Annotated in this window: 10 protein-coding genes and 1 other RNA gene; 3 read left to right on the top strand and 8 right to left on the bottom strand. The window is 41.1% G+C overall.

Annotation, left to right across the window (positions count from 1 at the left end; all coding sequences use genetic code 11):
- Nucleotides 1–15: 15 nt before the first annotated feature.
- The 6 genes from IM793_RS02715 to IM793_RS02690 all read right to left on the bottom strand — a co-directional run bounded on the left by IM793_RS02715 (nt 16) and on the right by IM793_RS02690 (nt 12,597).
- The gene (locus IM793_RS02715) at nt 16–621 is read right to left on the bottom strand and encodes a hypothetical protein (protein ID WP_193419631.1); all 606 of its coding nucleotides are present in this window, start codon (nt 619–621) and stop codon (nt 16–18) included.
- 41 nt (nt 622–662) lie between these two features.
- Entirely contained in the window at nt 663–1,010 is a 348-nt protein-coding gene (locus tag IM793_RS02710; RefSeq protein ID WP_193419630.1) for a hypothetical protein, read from the bottom strand.
- Nucleotides 1,011–2,960: 1,950 nt separating this feature from the next.
- Nucleotides 2,961–3,647: a hypothetical protein gene (locus IM793_RS02705; protein WP_193419629.1), complete on the bottom strand. Its 687-nt coding sequence runs from the start codon at nt 3,645–3,647 to the stop codon at nt 2,961–2,963.
- Nucleotides 3,644–10,678, bottom strand: a complete 7,035-nt coding sequence (locus IM793_RS02700; protein ID WP_193419628.1) for an FG-GAP-like repeat-containing protein — start codon at nt 10,676–10,678, stop codon at nt 3,644–3,646. Before IM793_RS02700 ends, IM793_RS02705 begins: the two co-directional genes overlap by 4 nt.
- Before the next feature lie 721 nt (nt 10,679–11,399).
- Nucleotides 11,400–11,765: a transfer-messenger RNA gene (ssrA, locus tag IM793_RS02695) on the bottom strand.
- 136 nt (nt 11,766–11,901) lie between these two features.
- The gene (locus IM793_RS02690; protein WP_193419627.1) at nt 11,902–12,597 is read right to left on the bottom strand and encodes a hypothetical protein; all 696 of its coding nucleotides are present in this window, start codon (nt 12,595–12,597) and stop codon (nt 11,902–11,904) included.
- A gap of 497 nt (nt 12,598–13,094) precedes the next feature.
- Here IM793_RS02690 and IM793_RS02685 point away from each other — a divergent pair, with 497 nt between their 5' ends.
- The 3 genes from IM793_RS02685 (at nt 13,095) to IM793_RS02675 (ending at nt 16,649) form a co-directional block, all read left to right on the top strand.
- The gene (locus IM793_RS02685) at nt 13,095–13,685 is read left to right on the top strand and encodes a GIN domain-containing protein (protein ID WP_193419626.1); all 591 of its coding nucleotides are present in this window, start codon (nt 13,095–13,097) and stop codon (nt 13,683–13,685) included.
- Nucleotides 13,686–14,007: 322 nt separating this feature from the next.
- Nucleotides 14,008–15,123 (top strand): alpha/beta hydrolase-fold protein, encoded by a 1,116-nt coding sequence (locus IM793_RS02680; protein ID WP_193419625.1) that lies wholly within the window; start codon nt 14,008–14,010, stop codon nt 15,121–15,123.
- 356 nt (nt 15,124–15,479) lie between these two features.
- Nucleotides 15,480–16,649, top strand: coding sequence for an alpha/beta hydrolase-fold protein (locus IM793_RS02675; RefSeq protein ID WP_193419624.1), 1,170 nt, complete (start codon nt 15,480–15,482; stop codon nt 16,647–16,649).
- A gap of 554 nt (nt 16,650–17,203) precedes the next feature.
- Here IM793_RS02675 and IM793_RS02670 read toward each other — a convergent pair.
- Both IM793_RS02670 and IM793_RS02665 read right to left on the bottom strand, forming a co-directional pair.
- Complete coding sequence (locus IM793_RS02670) at nt 17,204–20,116, bottom strand: glycosyl hydrolase 115 family protein (RefSeq protein WP_193419623.1); 2,913 nt, start codon at nt 20,114–20,116, stop codon at nt 17,204–17,206.
- A gap of 272 nt (nt 20,117–20,388) precedes the next feature.
- On the bottom strand, nt 20,389–22,323 hold the full coding sequence (locus IM793_RS02665) for a RagB/SusD family nutrient uptake outer membrane protein (protein WP_193419622.1): 1,935 nt from the start codon (nt 22,321–22,323) through the stop codon (nt 20,389–20,391).
- Nucleotides 22,324–22,329 lie beyond the last annotated feature (6 nt).

Below are 22,329 nucleotides of genomic sequence, written 5' to 3'. Positions count from 1 at the left end.
TTAGTCGACTGAAGATCAGACTGTAACGGTAAACGGCAATGCATTTGAAGTACCGTCGGCGGTTGTCACCGTTATAGATGCGCTGCCCGCAGCCGTACCTGCCGGAACCGGAACCGAGAAGCCTGTAGCTGATAGCGATGTAATAGATGCAACAGGAGCTTCGGTAGCACCAAACATGATTTTCGTTGGTGCAGCCAGGTCATTACCTGTTATGGCTACTACTTCGGCTACCTGGCCTGTGTTAGGTGAAGCGCCGTACAGCACAGGTACCTTCGCATAGTTTACTTCAAAACCTACTTCATTCAGCGTAAAGCCTGAGAATATTTCCCAACCTTGTCCGTTGCCGAATACAAAGTTTACGGCTATGTCGAAAATACCGGCCGAGGATATATTGAATTTTGAAATAACGAGATTGGTTTCCGTGATGCCCGGAAAGCTAACCGCAGGTATGCTAAAGTTAGTGTTCAGGTATGTGTTCAGGTCACCAAGATTAACATCTACGGTTTCACCTGCAGGCAATGCAAATACTTTAGGGCTGGCATTGATGTCGGCCGTGGTAAGGGTAATAGGGGCACTACCGATAGTGATGGTAATTTGCCCACTGATAATCGTGTTGCTCATAGTTTTTAGTTTAAGGATGTTTGTTAATAAATGATAAATGATTAAGTAAGGTAAACATGGAAGTTGAACATGTTTGGAGTGAGGCTGATAAGGGTAACGTTTACGGAATCGGGATGGGACGGGCTTGTGCCTCTGAATCCAAATGACCAATTGGTGCCACTAATATTGCCGGGATGGCTGGTGCACCAGGTGCGTAGTCTGGATACATCTGCTGTGCTCATTTTATAACCCGGGAATCCAGTATTGAACATGGTGTCGTTTATCACGCAGGTTACGTTTACGTTTCCTTGTGCGGTAGGTACGCTAATGGTGCCTGGAGTGCCCGTCCTGTATTGCGCGAAAGCTGCCATAATACAAGTCTGCACCGACTGGAGCGTCAATGTTATCATAAAAAGGGTTTATTCCTACTCATAAGGCTTTTCGGGTTGCGCCCCTCGCTGTTTTAAACTGAACGAGGTCAGTCCGTTTTTTAAGTGATTACTGCTTCACTGTCCAAATGCATTTGTTACTGCTAAATTATTTTAAATAAAAAAATAAAATATGAGCATAAATACCTGTTTTAAAAAACAGGTATTTATACCGATAACATTGGATTGTCGGATTAAGATAACTTAAGAATTGAAAAATAATTCTCATCAAACCGGGCCTGATTTAGATCAGAAAAGTGGATGGCCTAATGATGATGATGCTGTTATCTGGCTATTTCACGACGATGAATAAATCTCATTCAGTTTCGTAAAACATCCAGTTTTGGCGCTGTCTTATTGAACGCGCTATATAAATGCTCCCCCAAACTTTGTTTAAAGGGAGCATTTTAATATTCAGGCAAAGAGCCGTTTTCTCACTAGCCAGTAAGCCAGGCCAAGTGTTACTACCAATCCTATGCGAACCACGACCCAGCGCGGCTTTTTACTTTTATCAATGTGCTGCCCCTTCGTTTTTATTCTTTGTGTTTTCCAGGCTGTGCTTTTGTTGCTGAAGCTGACGCCCGGTTTGCGCTTGCTGATGCCCGATCTGCCAATTCCACCGACTACTTTGCCAGAGAATGCGCATGTTGAATACGTTGCCATAATTTTTATTTTTTAAGTAAAAAAATATTTGTTCTAAGGATTTCTGTTATACCGGTATGTTTAAATACATGATCCAAATCTGGCGGCCTGGCGGCATTATCACCTCATTTTGGACTTAAATGGGCTAAATTGAGCCAATTTGCGAGGATAATGAGCTAAAATGGGCCGTCAACAGTTAGCTCCTGTATACGAACAGGGGGCTTGTGGCGTCCTGCTTAAGGGCAGCATAACCATAACGAGTGTAGCTGATCGGCCAAAATAGACCCTGGCTTTACCTTTTAGGTAACCAAAGGGTAAAGCCGGGGTAACCATGGGGTAACCCTGGGGTTAACCTGGTAGCAAGAAAGGGTAAACAACAGGTAAAGAAGGGGTAATCAGATACGGCCTTTTCGCTGGCTCATGTAAAAACGATCAATACCTGGGAGCTTGATCCGTTTTAATGTACCATCTTTCACTACGTTTGTAGGTACTTTCTGGATAAACCAGAGTACGCTGACCCCATCTCGCCAAAAATAATTTCAGTACAACACCTTAATTTCCAGTCAAATTACAAAAACCATAAAAGTGGTTGAATGGGGTCAAATTAATTGGTTTGTCCAATAAGTCACCATATTATAGGTTATTAATAGCTCGTTTTGCTCTTTGGACGCTTAATTTGGAATTCGATGGATTCGAACCCTGGCTCTCTTAAGAATAAATTAATATATTAAAAATTAATCACTTAATTAACATAATTATATATAGATAAAAAAACCGAACTTTTAGGGTTCGGTTTTTTTTAGTGGGCGACACAAGGGAAAACTTGAACCGTTTTATTGGCGATTTAAAGCTTTTGGTTGATTTAAGGGCGATTCAAAGTGACGACACAGGGTAAAGTTTGAACCATTTGATTGTTTAAAAAATACCAAAAGCTTCAATTCCCATAGAATTTTCTAGTAAGATTGAAGATAACAATATAATTGCCAAAATAACCGTAAGAAAACAGCTCCATAGCGTTAGGTAAATTTTCACTTTATCAAAACTAAAGTACAAAGCCGATCAAGATTTCGTAAACTTGGTCTAGTAACTTATTCATAATTTCCTAGAAAATCTTGGCCAAGTCTCCTTATTCTCTAATCAAGATAATATATAATAGCTCAAATCGAAATGAGGTTTTTCCAATAATCAAATATTGAAAGTATTTTAACAAATTTTAATCCATCCAATGTTAGTAAAAAACCAAACATCATTTGAACAACTGTTAATATAACAATAGTAGATATTTAGCTTTTAACGGACAGTAAATTTATACACGATAGATTCTGATGAATTCCCCATCAAATCAATAGTTACGATTTTCCAATAGTAAATAGTATTGCTATAAAGATAAATATCTTTGGCGCTATTTATTGTGTAATTCTCTTTAAATAACGCTGGGTTCGGGTTGGTATCCAAATACAGCGTATAACTTTTGATATCATTATCAAGATCTAAAGCGGTCCATTGCAGTGTAGCGCGATTAGCTGTAGCGACCACCGTTTCCCCCATTTTTGGTGCAACTGCTTCAGCAGGATAGGGAATATAATTGCTAGCACCTGGCCCAGAATTATAAAATTTCCAAGTTTCGCTTACAGGCTTCTCGTCACTCTTTAGATTCTTGGCAATAACGTACCATGAATAAGGTGTACTTTTATCTAATACAACATCTTTAGTATTATCAGTCACATTGATTGTTACTATTTTATTGGTAATTAAATTTTTGATATTCAATTCATAGGAGTCGGCATTATCAGCTTTCTCCCACATAAAATTGATGTTATTTTGGCTATCAGAAACAAATTTACCAGAGATACATGCTTCGTCTTTAGCTGGAAAAATGAGTTTAGCTTTCGTTGGCGGCAGTATCTTTGGTTCTTCCTTACTTTTATTACAACCTAACATAGCCAATATTAACAGAAAGATGGTTATTTTTCTCATTGCTTAATAATTTTATGAATGGTTTCCGTGTTCTCCGTAGTAATTTTTAACATGTAAACTCCAGCATTGAGCCCATTAAGGTTTAAATCAATTGAACTCCCTATCGAATAAAAATCATTTCTAAAAGCTGTCTTACCCTGTGTATCGAATATAGAGACACTTACTTTTCCATAAGAAGATAGCGGAAACTGTATATTCAATTTTTCCTTAAAAGGATTTGGATAGATCGATACCGAAGAAGTATAAAAAATAGTTTTATCGAAAGTCCCCTGACACAGCTTATCTGTGGTTACTTTGAGTGTGTTTGCACCATTTTTCAATGGCAATTCAATATCACCTTGATTTGTTTGTATTAGCACGCCGTTAAGGTCGATCGTATAACTAGTTCCACCAGTAAGCTGTAGCCTCAACTTGTCTCCAGTTGCTTTTAACGAAGCATACACGGCCAGGTTTTGAGGTTCTGAAATCACTATGGTAAAGCATTGCTTAAAATCTGCCTGCCCATCTACGGTTACACATACATTATATGATCCAGGGAGAAGTTCTTTCACTTCAAGATGGGTTCCAAAAGCTTGCTTCTTGGTAATTCCATTTCCTTCTATTGAAGCCTGATAGCTTTGAGGGCTTAATGCGGTAATTGTAAAAGATCCGTTTTTAGTACCTATACAGCTAGTACCGAAGCTCTGTATTTTAAAATTATCAGCAGGTAGCATAAAATAGGCTTCAATAATCACAACCTCGGAAACAGTTGTGTATGTACCCTTTACGATGCTAACCGTATAACTTCCTTTTTGGCTAATTTCTATTTCATCGGTAGTTTTCCCTGCAATGGTCACGCCATCTTTTTTCCAGATATAGCTAAAAGTTTTGCCAGTATTTGCTTTAAGTACTGCAGTAGCGTGATTGATCAAAGTAGAACTGCCAATAACGCTAATGACTGGTTTTGGGACAAAGACAAATCCTTGATAGGAAGCCATCTCCCCCTTGTTGTTGGTGACCAAAATTTCACCAGAAGCTCCGTCTGCAATTACCGCACTAATTTCTGTTGCTGACAATATGGTAAAAGACCCTGCTGCTTTTCCTCCAAAAGTAACAGAGGTAATTGCCGATAGATTGATCCCGCTAATAGTAATTTGAGTTCCTGTACCACCAACTAATGTGCTTACCGCAGTAACAGTTGGTTTTGTAGAAAAAATAAATCCAGTTTTTGAAACCGCACCAGCCAAGGTAGTAATCTTAATATCTCCAGAGGAACCATTAGCTACAATAGCTTCAATGGTTGTGGGTGATACAACATTAAAAGAAGCGGCGGCAATATCGCCAAAGGTTACGCCAATAACATTAACAAAATTGGTTCCTTTGATAGTAACCAGTTGGTTTGCAATGGCAGTCGTGGGAGAAAAAGAAGTTATTTCTGGCGGCGGAAGGTAACTAAAACCAGTTAACTTAGCAGTTCCTCTTGAAGAAATAACTTCTACGTCACCACTTGCTCCGTTTCCAACAATAGCTTGAATACTTGTTGGAGAAACGACAGTAAAGGAAGCAGCGGCAACATTTCCGAACTTTACGGCTGTAACATTGGCAAAATTAACACCTGTAATAATTACCGTTTCGTTTAACCTCGCAGTTGTAGGAGAAAAAGAAGTTATGGCTGGCGGTGAAAGGTAAACAAATCCCGCTAGTTTAGCAGTACCTGTTGAGGTGGTAACTTCTACATCGCCACTTGCTCCATTTCCAACAACAGCTATTATCTTTGTACCGCTTACCCTATTGAATGATTGTGCCAGCACACCTCCAAAAGTGACTTTGCTAACATTTTCAAAGTTTGTTCCTGTAATCTCTACATGCTCTCCTGTAGCCGCAGTATAGGTATCTAGCGAAGATATGGTTGGTACAACATCTTCTTTTTTATAAATGGTGTTGCCTCCGGGTGTAGTAACCGATAAATCGCCAACTATGGGCACCTGCGATGTTACAGTAATTTTATTGGTGTTATTGACCACGAAAGACCCAACTGCAATGCCTCCAAAGCTTACCGCAGTGGCGCCTGTTAAATCAAATCCATTTACGACCACCGTAAAGTTAGGCGCTACCCCACTTACCGTATAAGAAGTAATTGTTGGCTTACGTACATAAGTAAAACCTTCAATCAACGCAATACCTTTAGGTGTGGTAACGGTCACCTCTTGAGGGTTAACAGGCCCTTGGTTTAGAGCTACAACCGCTTGGATAGTGTTGGCAGAAATAACCGTAAAGCTTTTCGCCTCTATACCACCAAAAGTAACAGAAGTTGCCTGATCGAAGAAATTTCCCGTTAAGGTAATTGTTGAGTTCTCTCCTCCAAGGGCTGGTGTAAGTTTGGTAATCTCTGGCGTAGTTAAGCCTGCTTGGTTTAGCAAAATTGATATCCAAGAGCCGTTTTTAACAGCTAAATCTGGTTTACCATCTAAATTCCAATCCCCAACAACCACATCATAAGCATACTGATTGGCGATGAGCGTCTTGGTAGACTGACCACCAAAAGCCAAGGTAGTCGAAGTACTGATATTCGGATATAAATGAACAATTTCAGCGGAACGATCTGCGGTAATCAGATCAGGCTTACCGTCTCCATCCATGTCAGCAAGCTTAGCATTGATATGCTGTTCGCTACTTTTCTGGAAGTAGTTAATTTTAGGAGAGAACAAAATCGTACCATTGGTACTCAAATTTTTAAAGGTTGCCCCCTCACGTGCACCAGAAAAATATTGGAAACTGCTCGTCACCAAGTCCACTTTCCCATCTCCGTCAAGGTCGCCGGCAACAATACTTGTGGTCGCATCATTGGTACTGTAATCCTGTCTTGTACCAAAACTGATCATACCATTTACGCTATTGTTCTTCAGTACCGAGATATTATAGGTCACAAAGTTCGAGGTAGCAATATCCAACTTACCATCGTTATCAAAATCGGCCACGCAAAGATCAGTCGGGTCTGAGCCTGTAGCATAATCTTGTTGAGGAGCAAAATCAAGTACATTGTTTATACTAATGTTTCTTAGCACCGAAACTGTATTGGATTGCCTATTGGAAGTGATGAGATCAATTTTTCCATCACCATCAATATCACCAGCCACTATATTAGAAGCAATTTGCCCTACAGAGAACAGCTTACTAGACTCAAAAGAGAAATTACCAACGTTACTAGTATTACGATGAACCCTAACCGTTGTTTCTCCAAGACTGGCCATATCCAACTTCCCATCACCATCTAAATCTGCAAATATGACACGGCCGCTAAAAGGCAGTTTAAAGAAATCTGTTGCCACAAACGGACGCTTAGGGTCGCTTGTGTTACGGAATATCTTGTCTGTGGTTATCAGATCCGGTCTACCATCACCATCCAGATCTGCCGAATTTACATACATCCCAATATACAGAGGTTCTGATGTAGGTATATCGTACTTTGGCGCAAAAGCATTTCTTTTTAAAAATACTGAAGCACCATTTTCATAAGTAACGATAAAAGGTGATTTGGAATAAGCAATTAGCCCACCAGTAGCTACCGATATGGGCAGATGGTTCGCCCCAGTTGGAACTTTCACACTAATTGTTGTAGCGCTAGCACTCGTTACCTCTGCCCTTACAGCTCCAAAGAATACGGTGTTATTTGTACTGATCGGATCAAAATTTAATCCAGTAAGGGTAACCTCTGTACCAATGGGTCCCTTAGCTGGCGAAAAAGATTGGATCAAAGGAACGGGTTTTGAAGAAAAACCATATAGATTGGCAGTTCCGTAGGCAGTGGTAACCGAAACCGTACCCGAAAGCTGGGCAGAAAATTGCGCAACTATCTCGGTACCCGAAATTACGGAAAAAGTAGATACCACCACACCAGCCACAGTCAGCTTTGTTGCGCCCTCTAAGTTCGTCCCGCTCAGTTTTACCGTAATATTTGCTCCCGGAACAGTAATCTCTGCCTTTGTTAGGGTAGGTTGTTTAACTACATTGAAAAATATATTGGTTTTTTTAAGCTCACCAACGGTGCTGCTGCCATCAATAATAGCCAGATCCAATTTTCCATCATTATTGATATCTGCCATCGCTATTTTGGCCACTCTATCACCAATGGAAAGCTCCACATGAGCACTAAATACAATCGTGCTTCCAGTTCCTATATTTTTAAGTATGGCTATTTTGTTGCCCGTAGTTGTCAAGATCATATCAGGCTTGCCATCCCCATCCAGATCACCAAACAATAAAATACTACTACTCGTCCCTACGGTATAGCTTGTGCCTGATGCAAACGAGATCGTTCCATTTTCACTTTTATTTTCAAAAATCTTGACATTTTGCGAGGCGGCATTAACGCTAAGTACTATATCTGGAAGGCCATCATTATTAAGATCTGCCAAATTAAAATTGAACAGCGAAATTCCCGTAATTGCATTCTGCTTGATAAAAGCAAAAGTGCCATTTTCACTGATATTTTTAAAGAACAATAAACCATAGCCAGTTACGCTCGATCTATAAGAAGCTACAATATCCTGTTTGCCATCCCCATCAAGGTCTATAACCTGCACACCATCAAATCCTACGATATTAGGGTCGGCGTGATCAATTATCATAGGAACTTTGTCAAAAGATGTTTCCCCAGGTGTCCCTATGTTTCTAAAAATTCTAATGGGCGACTGGTAATCGTAGGTAACGAGTTCTTCTTTGCCATCCCCATCAAAATCGCCGGTAACCAAATTATTGCCTCTGGCAATCTCTGGACCAACAACCACCTTTTTTTCGAAGAGCACTGCACTAGAAGTACTAACATTTTTATAGAAGCTGATATTAGATTTATATTCCTCAGCATTTTTACTACTGCTAACGATGTCCGATTTTCCGTCGCCATCTAGATCTGCGAGATGGTAGTTGGAATTGGGTTCAAGTGTTAAACTGTAATTAGGCCTAACTGTATAAGGCGCAGTGGGATCTCCGGTATTGCTATAGAAGTCTAGATAGTCCCATTTTCCAACCATCAGATCTGTTTTCCCATCACCATCCAAATCTGATAGCGCAACAGATGAAAGTGTAATTGCGGTAGTGGCGGTCAACAACGTGGTATTCGAATTCGCAAATGAATCTGTGGACGGAAAAACTGCAGTACCGTTACCGAAACTGACATTAAAATAATGGCTCGACACTGCCTTTAACGAATTGGTTGTTACCGTTAATCGCGAATAGCTTGCGCCAGTTGGAACAATTACTGTTAATAAATTTGGTGTTGCAGCGGTAACCACTCCTGCAACAGTGCCAAAATATACTTTGTTTTCTGCTATGGTTGGGCTAAAGTTTTTGCCTGTAATGCTAATTGTACTGCCCACAACGCCTGTTAATGGAGCAAACGAGGTAATAGATGGCGCACGATAATTGGAAAAGCCACTTAGACTGGCTACCCCGTTTGAGCCCGTTACCGTAATAACACCTTGAATATCTTCTGGTGAAGTAGCTGTAATCTCATTTTCTGAGATGACCGCAAAGCTTAATGCAGCGGCAGCACCAAATTTCACAGCGCTTATGCCCGTAAAATTACTTCCCTTAATGGTAACGAGACCTGTGGTGGGATGAATCTGATAGGTATTTATGGCTGGCGCTTCGATCTGATTGACCAGGATAGATGCCGTAGTACTAGAATGGTTAATTCCAATATCTAGTCTCCCATCATTATTCCAGTCTGCTATTACCAATTTACCGAGATAGGAATTTGAATAACAAATATCGCCGGCGGCAAAGGATATGGTACCCCCAGTGGAAGTATTGCACAACACCTGAAATTTCTTAAATTCGTTCGAGATGATGATTTCCGGCTTGCCATCTCCATTGAGGTCGCCTGTGCTAAGCGTACCAGTAACGTCTGCAGCTATCGCCTGTGGGGCGGCAAAGGTCATGTTTCCAACAGTGCCCAGATTTTTATGGACCGAAATCCCATTGGTTTCCGAAACGATCACATCAGCCTTATCATCTCCATCTACATCAGCAACGGTAAAGCGTGTATATTCAGTCTTGTCAAACTCCACCCTAGCACTAAATGCTATGGTACCTATGGTACTGATGTTCCAGAGTATTCCAAATTTCTTCGCGTAACCAAAAACAATATCTGGTTTTAGGTCGCCATCCATATCTTGTATGATGACGTTATTTGCATAGTTTGGAAGGCTTATGCTCTGAGGAGCTGCAAAAGACATGGCAGTGGCCGTGCTCGTGTTCCTTATCATGGATAAGCCCGAACCTCCGTTGATACAGATATCTAGCTTGCCATCACCATCTATATCAGCCAAATTGAGCATTCCCCATTCGTTATTGAAGCTAACGGAAACAGCAGTGGTCGCAAAATTAAACGAACCGGCGTTCCCCGTGTTAAGGTAAATCCTTACAGCAGAACCCGCAATCATGACGATATCAAGCTTCCCGTCTCCATTTACATCTCCAGTAACAATATCATTAATAGTGATGTTCGGTGTTTGCTTTATGGTATGTGTTGGCAAAAATGGCTGTTTAGGATCGCCAGTATTTTTGAATACTAGAGCGCTGCCACCAAACTCGTTTGAGGAAACCAGGTCTATCCTGCCATCACCATCAAAATCTCCAGTAGCCATTGATGATCCCTGAAGATAATAATCTGTGCTGGGGGCGACATTAGAGCTTAGCAAAAATGCATTATTGGTAAAAGTGCCGTACGTAACCGGGTAGGTAACGCGAAAAGGCTTGGTAGAAGATGCCATTAAACGATTGACGGTAACGGTAATGGGTTTATTGGATGCTCCCGCAGGCACAGTTGCCGTAATAGCTGTTGCTGTAGCAGCCGTTACGGTTGCTTTCACATCTCCAAAAAAAACGGTGTTGTTTGCCAGCACCGAGCTGAAACGAAGCCCTGAAATGGTGACCGAAGAACCTGTCTGGCCATTCCGTGGACTAAAAGAGCTAATTACTGGTTGTGTCTGCCCAAAAACATTTATCCCCGCGAAAAGCAGAGCAACCAAAAACAAAAAGCGCTTATTCATACGCCCACAAATGTAAGTATTTGAAAACAATTAACTTACTGCAAAAACACACTTTATAAAGCTTTTTAAATATTTCCTATTTTGTTGGACTTTTTTAAATACAACCTTAGAAATTCATTTATTAAAAAAAATTATAAAAACTCCAAATTTGTCGTTGTAGATTTCGTCAAAAGTAACCACCACCTTTCGTTCCAAACTGGCCACCAAAACCATTGTTTAGCTTTTGCAAACCCATCCCATTGACCATACGATATTCATAATCTGAGATTCAGGGAATTTCAAGTAGCAACTCGTTCCAAACCTCTTTTGCTACGCAAAAGGCTACATCTCGTCCGTTTAGCAAAATTCTAAACGAGAATACAACTATATCAGAACAGGCAACAATCTTTCGATTTTACGCAAGTTTAAGAAGTTGCAAAGCATGTAAAACTTAGTGGTTCCGCATTATCCAGAACAATAATTTCAACGCTTAAAGCCCTTTAAAATCATTCTAATAACCACTTTTAAGTGAAATTAGGTGGATACTTTAGAGTGTAATAAAATTACACCAAAAGAGTGCCGGAATGTAATGGATTTACATTGATTTGATTGGGCTTTTGGAATAATCCCTAGTACGGGCACCACACCAAGGCTCGAACCAAAATAGGCCTCTATTCGCTCAAATTGGAGGGTAAAAACAAACTAAAAATAAAAACGACCTTCACTATATAATGAAGGTCGTTTGTGGAGCCGAAGGGAGTCGAACCCTTGTCCAGTTGTGAGATAAATTATACCTTCTACATGCTTATTTTTCAATTGATTTTCGGGAAATAAACGGGCTGAAAACCGACCTTATTTAAATCCTTAGATACTTTATCTCACTTTAAGTCGTATCTCCTTAAAGCCAGCTTTGTTGTTTCGATGCCCCGGATTCTAACCCAACAATGCAGCAGTTAGAGGGACAAAAGCTAGTTAGTTCTAAACTAAGCAGCTAAGGCGTAAGTATTTTCGCCAACTAAAATGTGATCGTTCACTTTAAGTGCTCTCCGAACAACGCACTGCATGCTAACATAACTTTCGCCACCCCGTCAAATCCAAGAACGGCCCCAGAGAAAGTTCCTGGTAAAAAAATACCAGACCACAAATATACAAAAAACTGAGTAAAAGAGGACGATTCACCCAATTTTTATACACTGATCTTTTTTAAGTTCCCGGAAACAATACGCCACTAAACTAAATGTTCGTTAGAAATATTTCTGAACAAGCATTTCAAAATCGCAGTTATCCATGAGCGAATCAAGGTCTGGGCCGGTATAACTAACACCAACATAATCAATTCCACGAAGAATAGTGTAAGGAGTTATTTTCTGGTAACTGATATTTTGCTTTTGCATTGACCGGGCCATCAGACGATTAATATAACTATATACATTTTTGCAATTGTCTTTTCTGGCTATAAAGAAAATGAGATAATAAAGTACGGTTTGTAGTTCCGAAATTATTGTCTTTCTTTCTTCATCTGAAAATAAGCTTAAATTAATAGAACCTTTACCAAAAAAATAAAGAGTATTGCCAGTTGATATCTCATTATTGTAGAAACGTTCGTAATCAAGACCGAAAAGTTTGTCGGTATGAATAGGCCGGGAATCTCTCTTTGCTACCATTTGGGTAAATACCGGTTCTCCATTTCGTTCAATAACAAGGCAAACTGCATTAGGTTGCAATAAATAATTTTCGTCCTGCTCTTCTTCAAATTTAAGATCATGCGTTAAAGTGCCAATAGGTTTATGTATTCTCGAGTAATTATTAAAAAAAATATCCATAAAAGTGACGAAATCATCACCTCCATATTGTTTTAACGAGAATTCAGAACCTTCAAAAATGGTTCTTGTTTCATTGACATTAATATCAGGAATGATACTGTTAACGAGATACTGCATAATAAGGCTGTTTTAATTTAGGCTGCGAAGGTAAGCTATTCTGACTGAATATATATGTGAATTACTCCTTATTGCAGGGAAATCGCTTTTAACTTTTCTCTGATAATTCTGCCTCTTTCTGCGCATGCCTAAGCATTATGTTTGCCACGGAAGCACGAAAAACACGGAAAAACTTTAATCTCCTCCGTGATTTCTGTGCTTCCGTGGCTAATTAATTTGCACATGTTTTAAAAGCAATTTCCCTGCTCCTTATTGAGGACAGACGCATTAAAACTGTTTTAATCAGTGGAAAAAAGCAGACATTCAGCCGACATACACATAGGGCAATCTTGAAATCCATAACGACCACCCTCTTTTTGTCTTTAAATTCCGGGCGTTGGTCGATTAGCTTTCCAGGCTGGTATAATGCTGCGATTTGCGCTGAAACGTTTCCGGTGCTTGCACGTCTTAATATCAAAACAACAATAAAAACAGTATAAAAATAAAACTCAAAGCATATGAAAACTTTATTCAAAACATTATTCGCATCATCTTTAGCATTGGTATTATCTACTTCAGCAGTATTAGCTGCTAACGCAACTGAAACCATCAAACCTGTTCACGCTTCAAAAGCATTGAGCTTCAAACGCATCAAAGTAAAAGGAAATGTAGAGCTGACCATTATACAGGGAAAACGTACCGGCATTAGCTATGCAGATGAAAATACCGGCAAAGTTAAGGTTATGCAAAACGGAGATGGCTTAGAGATTACCTCTTTGGATAACAGCACCGCGAAACTTACCATTTATGTAAATGAGATTTACCGCATCCATGCCATGGATAATGCCAAAGTAAAAACACAAGGTAAAATTAATGCACAATACCTGCAGGTTTTTCTAAGCGGAAATGCATCACTGGATTTAAACTCACAAACTGAAGGATTATATACGGTGATTGAAGACCATGCCGATTTAACCTTAAGCGGTTCAACCGGCGACCACATGCTGGTAATGGGCAAAGGACAAAAGCTGATTATGGACAAATTTGTTGCAGCCAATACAAAAACCAGCTTAAACACTGAAAATGCATTAGCCTCCCTTAGCAAATAAAAAAGAATTATATTTTGGTTCAGGCGGTCTGTTTACAGGCCGCCTTTTTTGTTCGTTTCGAAAGCCAAACATTTGATTCAACGTATCATCAAGGTTACCTACTGACTTACGCATCAAAAACCACCTAACTCATTAATTTTCAGAACTAAAAGATGACCTAATCAAAATAAAGATCCTGGTAGTTGATGCTGTTAAACATTTCTGCTAGGAAACTAAACAATTTAAGCAACCCTTTAGGATTACATCAATTATCTTTAGGAAACTGTTTTAATTCTGAATATCGAAGGCAGCGGGTCTGAAACAACTTAAATAACCAAATATTATGAAATTCAAATTTATTATAATCGCTTTAGGAGCAAGCCTGAGCTATGGAATGTGCCAGGCTCAAAACAATCCGGAGCCAATTAAAGAAGATTTTAAACCTGCTGTAACGAACCAACCCGGCCAGCAATTCCCGCAGGTCAATTCACAAGGCTACGCGCGGTTCCGCATCAAAGCACCTCAATCAGACAGTATCAGGGTAAGTCTTGGTCTTGGGGGGCAGGGAGGAACTAAGCTCAACAAAGCTGATGACGGATTTTTTACGGGTACCACTGCAGGTGCAATGGATGAGGGTTTCCACTATTATCACCTGACCATAGATGGCGGAACATTTAACGACCCCGGCGCTATGAACTATTTTGGCTCGTCGCGATGGGAAAGTGGAATTGAAATTCCTGCTAAGGATGAAGATTTCTATGCAAATAAAAATGTAGCCCATGGACATGTGCAGCAAATCCTTTTTCCTTCAAAAAGTACAAATTCATCGCGCAGGGCATACGTTTACACACCTCCAGGTTATGGCAAAGATAAGCGACGTTTTCCTGTGCTGTATTTACAGCATGGATGGGGTGAAGATGAAACTGCCTGGAGTAATCAGGGCCGTGCGAACCTGATTATGGACAACCTGATTGCAGAAGGGAAAACTAAGCCATTTATCATCGTGATGACCTACGGCATGACCAATGAAACCAAATGGGGACGCATGAAAGACTTTAAGATTGATGGTTTTCAAACCGTATTAACCGAAGAACTTATTCCTTATGTAGACGCCAATTTTTCAACTATAAACACCTCAAACGGTCGTGCCATGGCAGGACTGTCGATGGGAGGCATGGAGACGCATACCATTACACTAAACAAACCGGAACTTTTTGGCTATTACGCGCTGCTTAGTGGCGGAACATACAACCCTTCTGAGCTAAAAGACAAAGCAAAACCGAGATTAATTTTTATTAGCTGTGGCAGCAAAGAACGTCCTGAAGGCGTAAAAAATGCTGTTTCGGCATTAAAAGAGGCGGGCTATAATGCAGTTTCTTATGTTTCGGAAAATACCGGCCACGAATTTCAGACCTGGCGCCGGAGCCTGCGTGAACTTGCTCCACTGTTGTTTAAATAGATTACTCGGTTGCGAGAAGGCTTTTTCAGACGATAGCCTTCCCCGATTTTCGGGGAAGCAATTTTTATAGCAAGAATTACTTGCATGATAGATTGCTTCGTCGTTCCTCCTCGCAATGACGGCTTATGGCCAGATATACAAGGGGTGTCATTTCGACCGCAGTGGAGAAATCTTTGAACTATGTTAAAAGATTTCTCCATTTCGCTGCGCTTCAGTCGAAATGACGGCGATTTTTTAAATCTGTCATTGATAGCGTGATCGATTGCTTTATTAATGCATTTCAATAGTCTTCGACTACGCTCAGACTGACATACGGAACAAATTTATTTAATTTAAACAGGCGCTAATTATCAAACATGAAAGCTAAAAATATTATTTTCCTCTTTGCCTGCTGTTTATTTGGCCAGGTTTGTTTAGCCCAGACTGAACTGAAGTCTGATTTAAAAACATTCAGACCGGCTGAAAGCAATCAGCCTGGCAAATTATTCCCCCAGGTAAACGATGAAGGCAAAGTGAGGGTAAGCCTATATGCGCCTCAGGCGTCTAAAGTCCGGTTGGATCTGGGTGGAAAAAAATATGAGATGACAAAAAACGAGGAAGGCCTCTGGACAGGTGAATCCGCACCGCAGGACGAAGGTTTCCATTATTACCAGCTCAACGTAGATGGCGCCTCCATTCCGGATCCTAACAGTCGTTATTTCTACGGCGCTGGAAGGCTGGGCAGCGGCATTGAAGTTCCGGCTGATGATGAAGCATTTTTTGCCCTGCAAAAGGTGCCCCATGGCCTGGTTAGTGAAAATATTTACTATTCTGATTTAACTCAAACCTGGAGAAGGTGTTTCATCTATACACCGGCAAGTTACTACGAGGACAAAAACTCCCGTTTCCCTGTGCTTTACCTTCAGCACGGAAGCTTTGAGGATGAAACGGGATGGGTTAATCAGGGAAAAGCAAATTTAATCCTGGATAATTTAATTGCACAAAATAAGGCAAAACCGATGATCATCGTTACGGATAATGGTTACGCACTTAAGCCAGAAGCAACTGAGACACCGGGAAAAGGACAGGGCATTTCAATTTTTGAAGATGTACTGATTAAAGAAGTCATTCCAATGATCGATAAACGCTTCCGCACCCTGGCTAACCGGGAACACAGGGCTATTGCGGGGCTTTCAATGGGTGCAAATCAAACGATGCGCATCGCGATGAAGAACCTGGATAAGTTCGCTTACTATGGCGGTTTCAGCGGCACCTCAAATTACCCTAACACAGATGTAATCGATCCGGATGCATTTATGGAGGGAAAGTTTAAAAGTGGAACTGAGGTGAACAAGAAGCTTAAGTTATTGTGGCTGGGACTGGGCACCAAAGAACCTGCCCCCTTTCCTAAATCCGTAGGCGCATTCAGGGCGATGTTAGACCAGCAGGGAATCAGGTACACTTATTACGAATCTCCAAAAACAGCCCATGAATGGCTTACCTGGAGACGCAGCCTGCAAAATTTTGCGCCCTTGTTATTTAGGTAGGTTATTAAATAATGAACATACAAATGCTGCTTTTTGCAGAAGGATAGCAATTGATACCCAGCCTGTTTTAAATACTAGGGCTGGGTATTAATTTTCTTAAATTATCCCGAATAACTATGAGCCTGTTTAAATTTTTATAGCAATATTACATAGCATTTTGCTGTCACACTGAGGCATAATTTATTTTATAAATATCAATATTGATTTAACGAATTAATAGGCCGTGAAGAATCGTCATTGCGAGAAGGCTTTTTCAGCCGACGAAGCAATCTTACAACGATCGCTAACAGCGTGCGCTTTAAGATTGCTTCGTGCCTCGCAATGACGACCTCTTTTATAGACCTGTAAATGATAGAAGTTAGAATTTTCCCAATACATCGGAGGGTTGATCACAGATATACAAAGGGAGTCATTTCGACCGTAGTGGAGAAATCTTTTAACATAGTTCAAAGATCTCTCCATTTCGCTGCACTACAGTCGAGATGACGACCATTCTATTGGTATCCATCAATGGTAACGAAATCGATTGCTTTTATTAAACTTTTAAACAGGCTCTATTTTAACATCTTATTTTCTACCGGCCCAAGGTAACTTGCGGGTAGTTTATCCCGATAGATTATTATTTTTTCCAACACTACTGCCGGATCAACCATCCATATTTTTACGGTATGCCTGCCTGGAACTTTAAAGAAATGTGAAGAAGTCAGTGTTCTTGCATTATCCCTGACCGCATTTGCCCAACTTGCATCCGATCCTGAGGCACTTGGTTTGGCTATAATGGTCATGATTTGAGGGGCCGCAGCATCTACAGAAATGCCAACCCTTAACCCTTCCGGGGAGAAATTTACAGTTGGCCCCACCACAAGATCAATTTTAACCTCCCCGCTTTCAGAAAAGAAAACAGGATAGGCTAATGTTGGATTACCAGGCTTATCCAGCGAGGCTGAGGTGACCGGAAAAATCGCCATTCCTGCATCTCCCCTTCCATAACCGGGTATAGCTTCCCAGCTTACGCCATTCCTGCTTACCTTTTTACTTGCCTGAAAAGCCTCAAATGCAATTGGCGCACCTAAACTTGCAAAAGTTCCTTTTGCTTCAGCCAATTGCTTGGGGGTTGCCTTGTTGGCCTCAACCTTTATCACTACCTGGGTTGAGCGATCTGATATTTGGATTTTACCCTGATGCTTTCCACCACTGAGTTTGGTCCAGTCAACATCCACCAGTACCTTGTAGTCATTTGTTCCGGGAACACTTTCCTTTTTCAAACGAATCCAGTTATCGGATTTCAGCTCGAAATTAATTGGAGCGGATCCTTTTGCAAAAACTTCAAAGTAGGACTGAAATTTATTTAAAGATTCGAATCGCGGAAGCGTGGGTGCTGGAACGTTTGATGGCCAGCTAGCCGACGAACCATCTACTGCTACCCCAAAGCCTGATTTTGAAGGCAACTGGATTTCGTCTGTTTTCGGCATGATATTTTTCTTTGGATCATTCCAGCTCGTATAACCAATCCTGACCTGATCCATCATATGATTCCACTTACCCCCTGCCATTTTAAGATTATATTCATCACTAAGCTGCTGATCTTGTTTAAAAAGATCGAGAGCAAGGTTGCGTTGAAGGTTGGTAACGGCTCTTCCCTGCTTAAAATACAGCCTGTTTTTTCCTACAGCAATATATAAATCCGTCACCGTTTTCATCGCCTGTATCGGATAACGAACCAGTTGATAGAACGCATCTTTATATTGCTGTGGTAACTTGTTATTCACCTGCTCTGCCCTGTCGCTTAATGCGCTCCATTCCATAGCCACGCGCTGCGCTTCACTGAAGTTTACCAGACTAAAAGTTTCCGGGGCCAGGAGCTCAGGTTTGCGCCTGGTTGTATATTTGGAGTACAAGCGCATCAAATCTGCAATTTCTTTCGCCTGGTCAGATCCAAATTCGCGTGTTGCCCACTGCAACAGAAAACCCGCCAGTTTTTCCCGGCTCATCGCTTTGGGGTTCCATGCCATCCGTAAAAAGAACTCTATCGGAATCTCCATTGGTTTCAGGTCACCAACATTTACTACCCAAATGCGGTCAGCACCGTAATTATAGGCCAGGTTCATCTGCTCCCAAACTTTTGGCAGGGAGGTAGTATTCAACCATTTATAATTTCTTGGCGCACCAACATAATCAAAATGATAATATATTCCTGATCCCCCGCTACGCTTGCGTTCCTGGGGTGTTGGTAAATGCCTTAAGTTACCCCAGTTATCATCAGCCCATAACAGGGTAATGTCATCAGGAACTTTCATTCCGAAATCGTAATAGTCTTTTACCTCTTTATATAAAGCCCAGAGCTGTGGAATCTTTTCTACGGGCTTTTCCATATTTTCAGAAAGAATTTTGCGCTGGTCGGTTATTATATTTTCCAGCAGTTTAACATTGGATGCCATATCGCCACCTTCAACCATTGGTTCGTCTCCATCTCCCCGCATCCCCATGGTTACCAGACTTTCGTAGTTTTTATTTCTTTTGATGCCTTCCTGCCAGAAAGCATTTAAACCCTTTGGGTTTGTGGCATAATTCCAGGCGCCAACCCCGTGTTTTTTCCATTCCTGTTGCGCGCGGATCATTGGTTCATGATGGGAAGTGCCCATCACTATGCCATATTCATCTGCTAGGCGTGGGTTTTCGGGATCATCCTCATTAAATGCATTACCCCACATGGCCGGCCAAAGGTAATTTGCCCTCAGCCGGAGCAGCAACTCAAACATATGGGTGTACATCTTGCTGTTCATCCCGCCAAACTTTTCTTTGGCCCATCCTGTCATTGCAGGAGCCTCATCATTAATAAATATTCCGCGGTATTTCACTGCCGGTTCTCCTGAACTGTAACTTCCGGAAACAGCATAAGCGCTTTTCCGGGTTTTTGGCGGAACATCGGCCCACCAGTACCATGGAGATACCCCTAACTGTTCAGATAATTCATAGATACCGTATATTGTTCCCCGTTTATCGCTCCCCGCAATAACCAATGCCTGATCAACGCCAGGAAACGGGTTTTTAACGGTTGATATGATAAAACTCTCCCACTTGCCTGAAATGGTGGATTTACTCAGCTTTCCGGAACTGATGAGCTGATCGATCAATTTGTTTTTACCCAGGGTTCCGATCAGAATAACATTTTTCTCCGAAGGCTTAATGCTTTTCAATTCAGGCTTTATGCCCGACACGCTGAAAAAGTCATTACCTAAATCGCCAATTGCCCTTATAACGCCTTTATAATCATTCGTATCATAAAAAATATTCGCCGTTCTTCCTTTTTCTATCAGTGCAACATCTTCTTTATTACTTCTGTTATCACGAATAAATTGTTTTTCCAAACCCAAACTTGTCTGCGCTTTAGTGTAATCAATCCAAAAAGTAAAAAGGATAAGAAGCGCAAAGAAAATCTGGCTTTTTTTTAAAGAATTAAATTGCATTAGGAAATAAATTAGGTTTTGATGTATAGCTATTTGTTTCGTAGAGGTATTATAGATATGGAAGCAGTGCCCGTTATTGGAATTTTTATTTCTGGATAGCGCAACCCAGTGGGTTAGAATGCCTGAATGAAAAGATGAGTTAAGAACAGGAATCAAATTACGATGATTTCATTTACCCAAAAATCTTCCGGCTGCCAGAAAAGCCAGGCTTTTATAAAAAAGAATGAGCGGAATCAATTGACGCCGCCCATCTAACTAAACCAAAATATTTTTTAATAACCAGGATTCTGGTAAGCCTTTTTTTCATCTGCACTCATCTGCATGCCATCTATTTGTGCCTGAGGTATAGGACGTAGATATAATGCTGGTGTGATGGTACGGGTTACTGTCTGTGGCGTGTGATCGCCATAGTTAATTCCCGCAATAGTATAGGTAGAAGAAAGCTCAGCCCATTTTTGGGTACGGATCAGGTCATACCTACGGTAGCCTTCAGCATAATATTCTCTTGAGCGTTCTGCCAAAATATAATTAATATCTATTGTAGCCGGAGTAGCCGCAACCATTGCCGCACTATTATCTGCAACTTTAGCCACATTTCCATTGTTATCAAAGCGCCATTTACCAGCTCTTGCACGAATCACATTGATGAGTTCGCGGGCACTTTTACCCGCTTTAGTTGTTGCTCCTTTTACCGCCGCTTCTGCTGCAACGAAGTAAAGCTCAGAAAATTTAGCTACCGGAAAAGGGCGTGTACTACCCGCATTTGGTTGTCCCAGTCCAGTGCCGTTATCGGTACGATAAGGACCCAGTTTCCAAAGACCCGGATAAACGATTCTGCTGACTCCTCCCGGTGAGATTACATAGTCAGCTCTTCCAGGAAGAACGCCAGCTCCAACATTACTTATTCCAGCTCCCGTAGGATAAACAACTGCCGGATTATCAGAATCCAGGAAGGTTAACGCTGCATCTCCTGGCACAATGGACAGGTTATTGGCATTCACTAATGATGCTGGCGCACTTGAAGGTGGGTTATATCCCTTAGGCCAGTTGCCTCTGTAAACCGTAGTGAAAGTACCATCATATCTAGAATCAAGCGTTTTATCAGCGAAAGTATTTTTCAATACTTCAATGGTTGGCGCCATACGATTCCATGGACGACCTAAATGCTGCTCTGCTTCGCGTTGAACAGAGCTGATGCCTCCGCTACGAATATTCGTATAGTTCCAGGTCATCATCCAGCCAGCGAAATTATCAGGTGCACCGCCGCTTCCAAATGTTAAGCTCGAGCCATTGTATTTCTCGCTTGTCTGCGTATGATCAGCATATAAAAGCATTTCCTTATTGCGGTCATTTACTGCCCAGTTAACATCATAATAGGTATCCATCAGCCCAAATGTGCTAGGGTTTTCAATTGCAGCAGTTGCAATATCATAAGCCTGCTGGAAATACCAGTTCGCATCGTGTCCATCCGGGTCAGTTCTTGCAGACGCCGGATAAGTTGGAATATTATTAGGGTTTTGTAACCACCAGGCATAGGTTAAATAGGCTTTTGATAAAAATAGCTGTGCAGCTACCTTGGTTACTCCGCCGGTAACTCTTCCTGTTGCAGGAAGGTCTGCTACCGCTTTAATAAGATCAGGAAATACTCCTTTGGTGTAAACCACAGGCACCGTATTTCGTACAGAGGTTCTAACCGGATTGGTATTAAATTTCAACTCCCCTGCACCCAGGTCGAGCGGAACCCCACCGAAAGTTTGCACCAAAAGAAAATAATCAAAAGCACGGAAGAACCTGGCCTCGGCCACAAGCGCATTCGATATACCTGCACCACTGGCGTTTTCGATAATACCACTGGCATTGTTAATATTTGGGAATGCCTCACTCCACAATACACTGCTCGGATAACTGGTTGATAAAATAGACCCTACTCCAGAGCAGTCCATATCTTTAAAGTTTCCATCTGCATCCTTACCCCAGGTGGCCTCATCGGTACCGGTGATTAAAGAGTTATAGAAATACGACTGACCATACATGTTTCGCAAGTGTGCATACATAGAAGTTAGCCCACCGTTTACGCCAGCTACGGTTTTAAAATAATCAGGCGTAAAGATGCTGCGCGGTTCTTCTTCCAGAATTTTGGAACAACCTGAAAAGATGACCATCAGTAACCAGATAGCTGCGACGGTTTTTAATTGTATATTTTTCATATTAGT

This window comes from Pedobacter sp. MR2016-19 (assembly GCF_014947265.1).
GTDB lineage: Bacteria > Bacteroidota > Bacteroidia > Sphingobacteriales > Sphingobacteriaceae > Pedobacter.
Note: the sequence above shows the minus strand (reverse complement) of the source record. Positions and strands in the feature narration are given on the sequence as shown.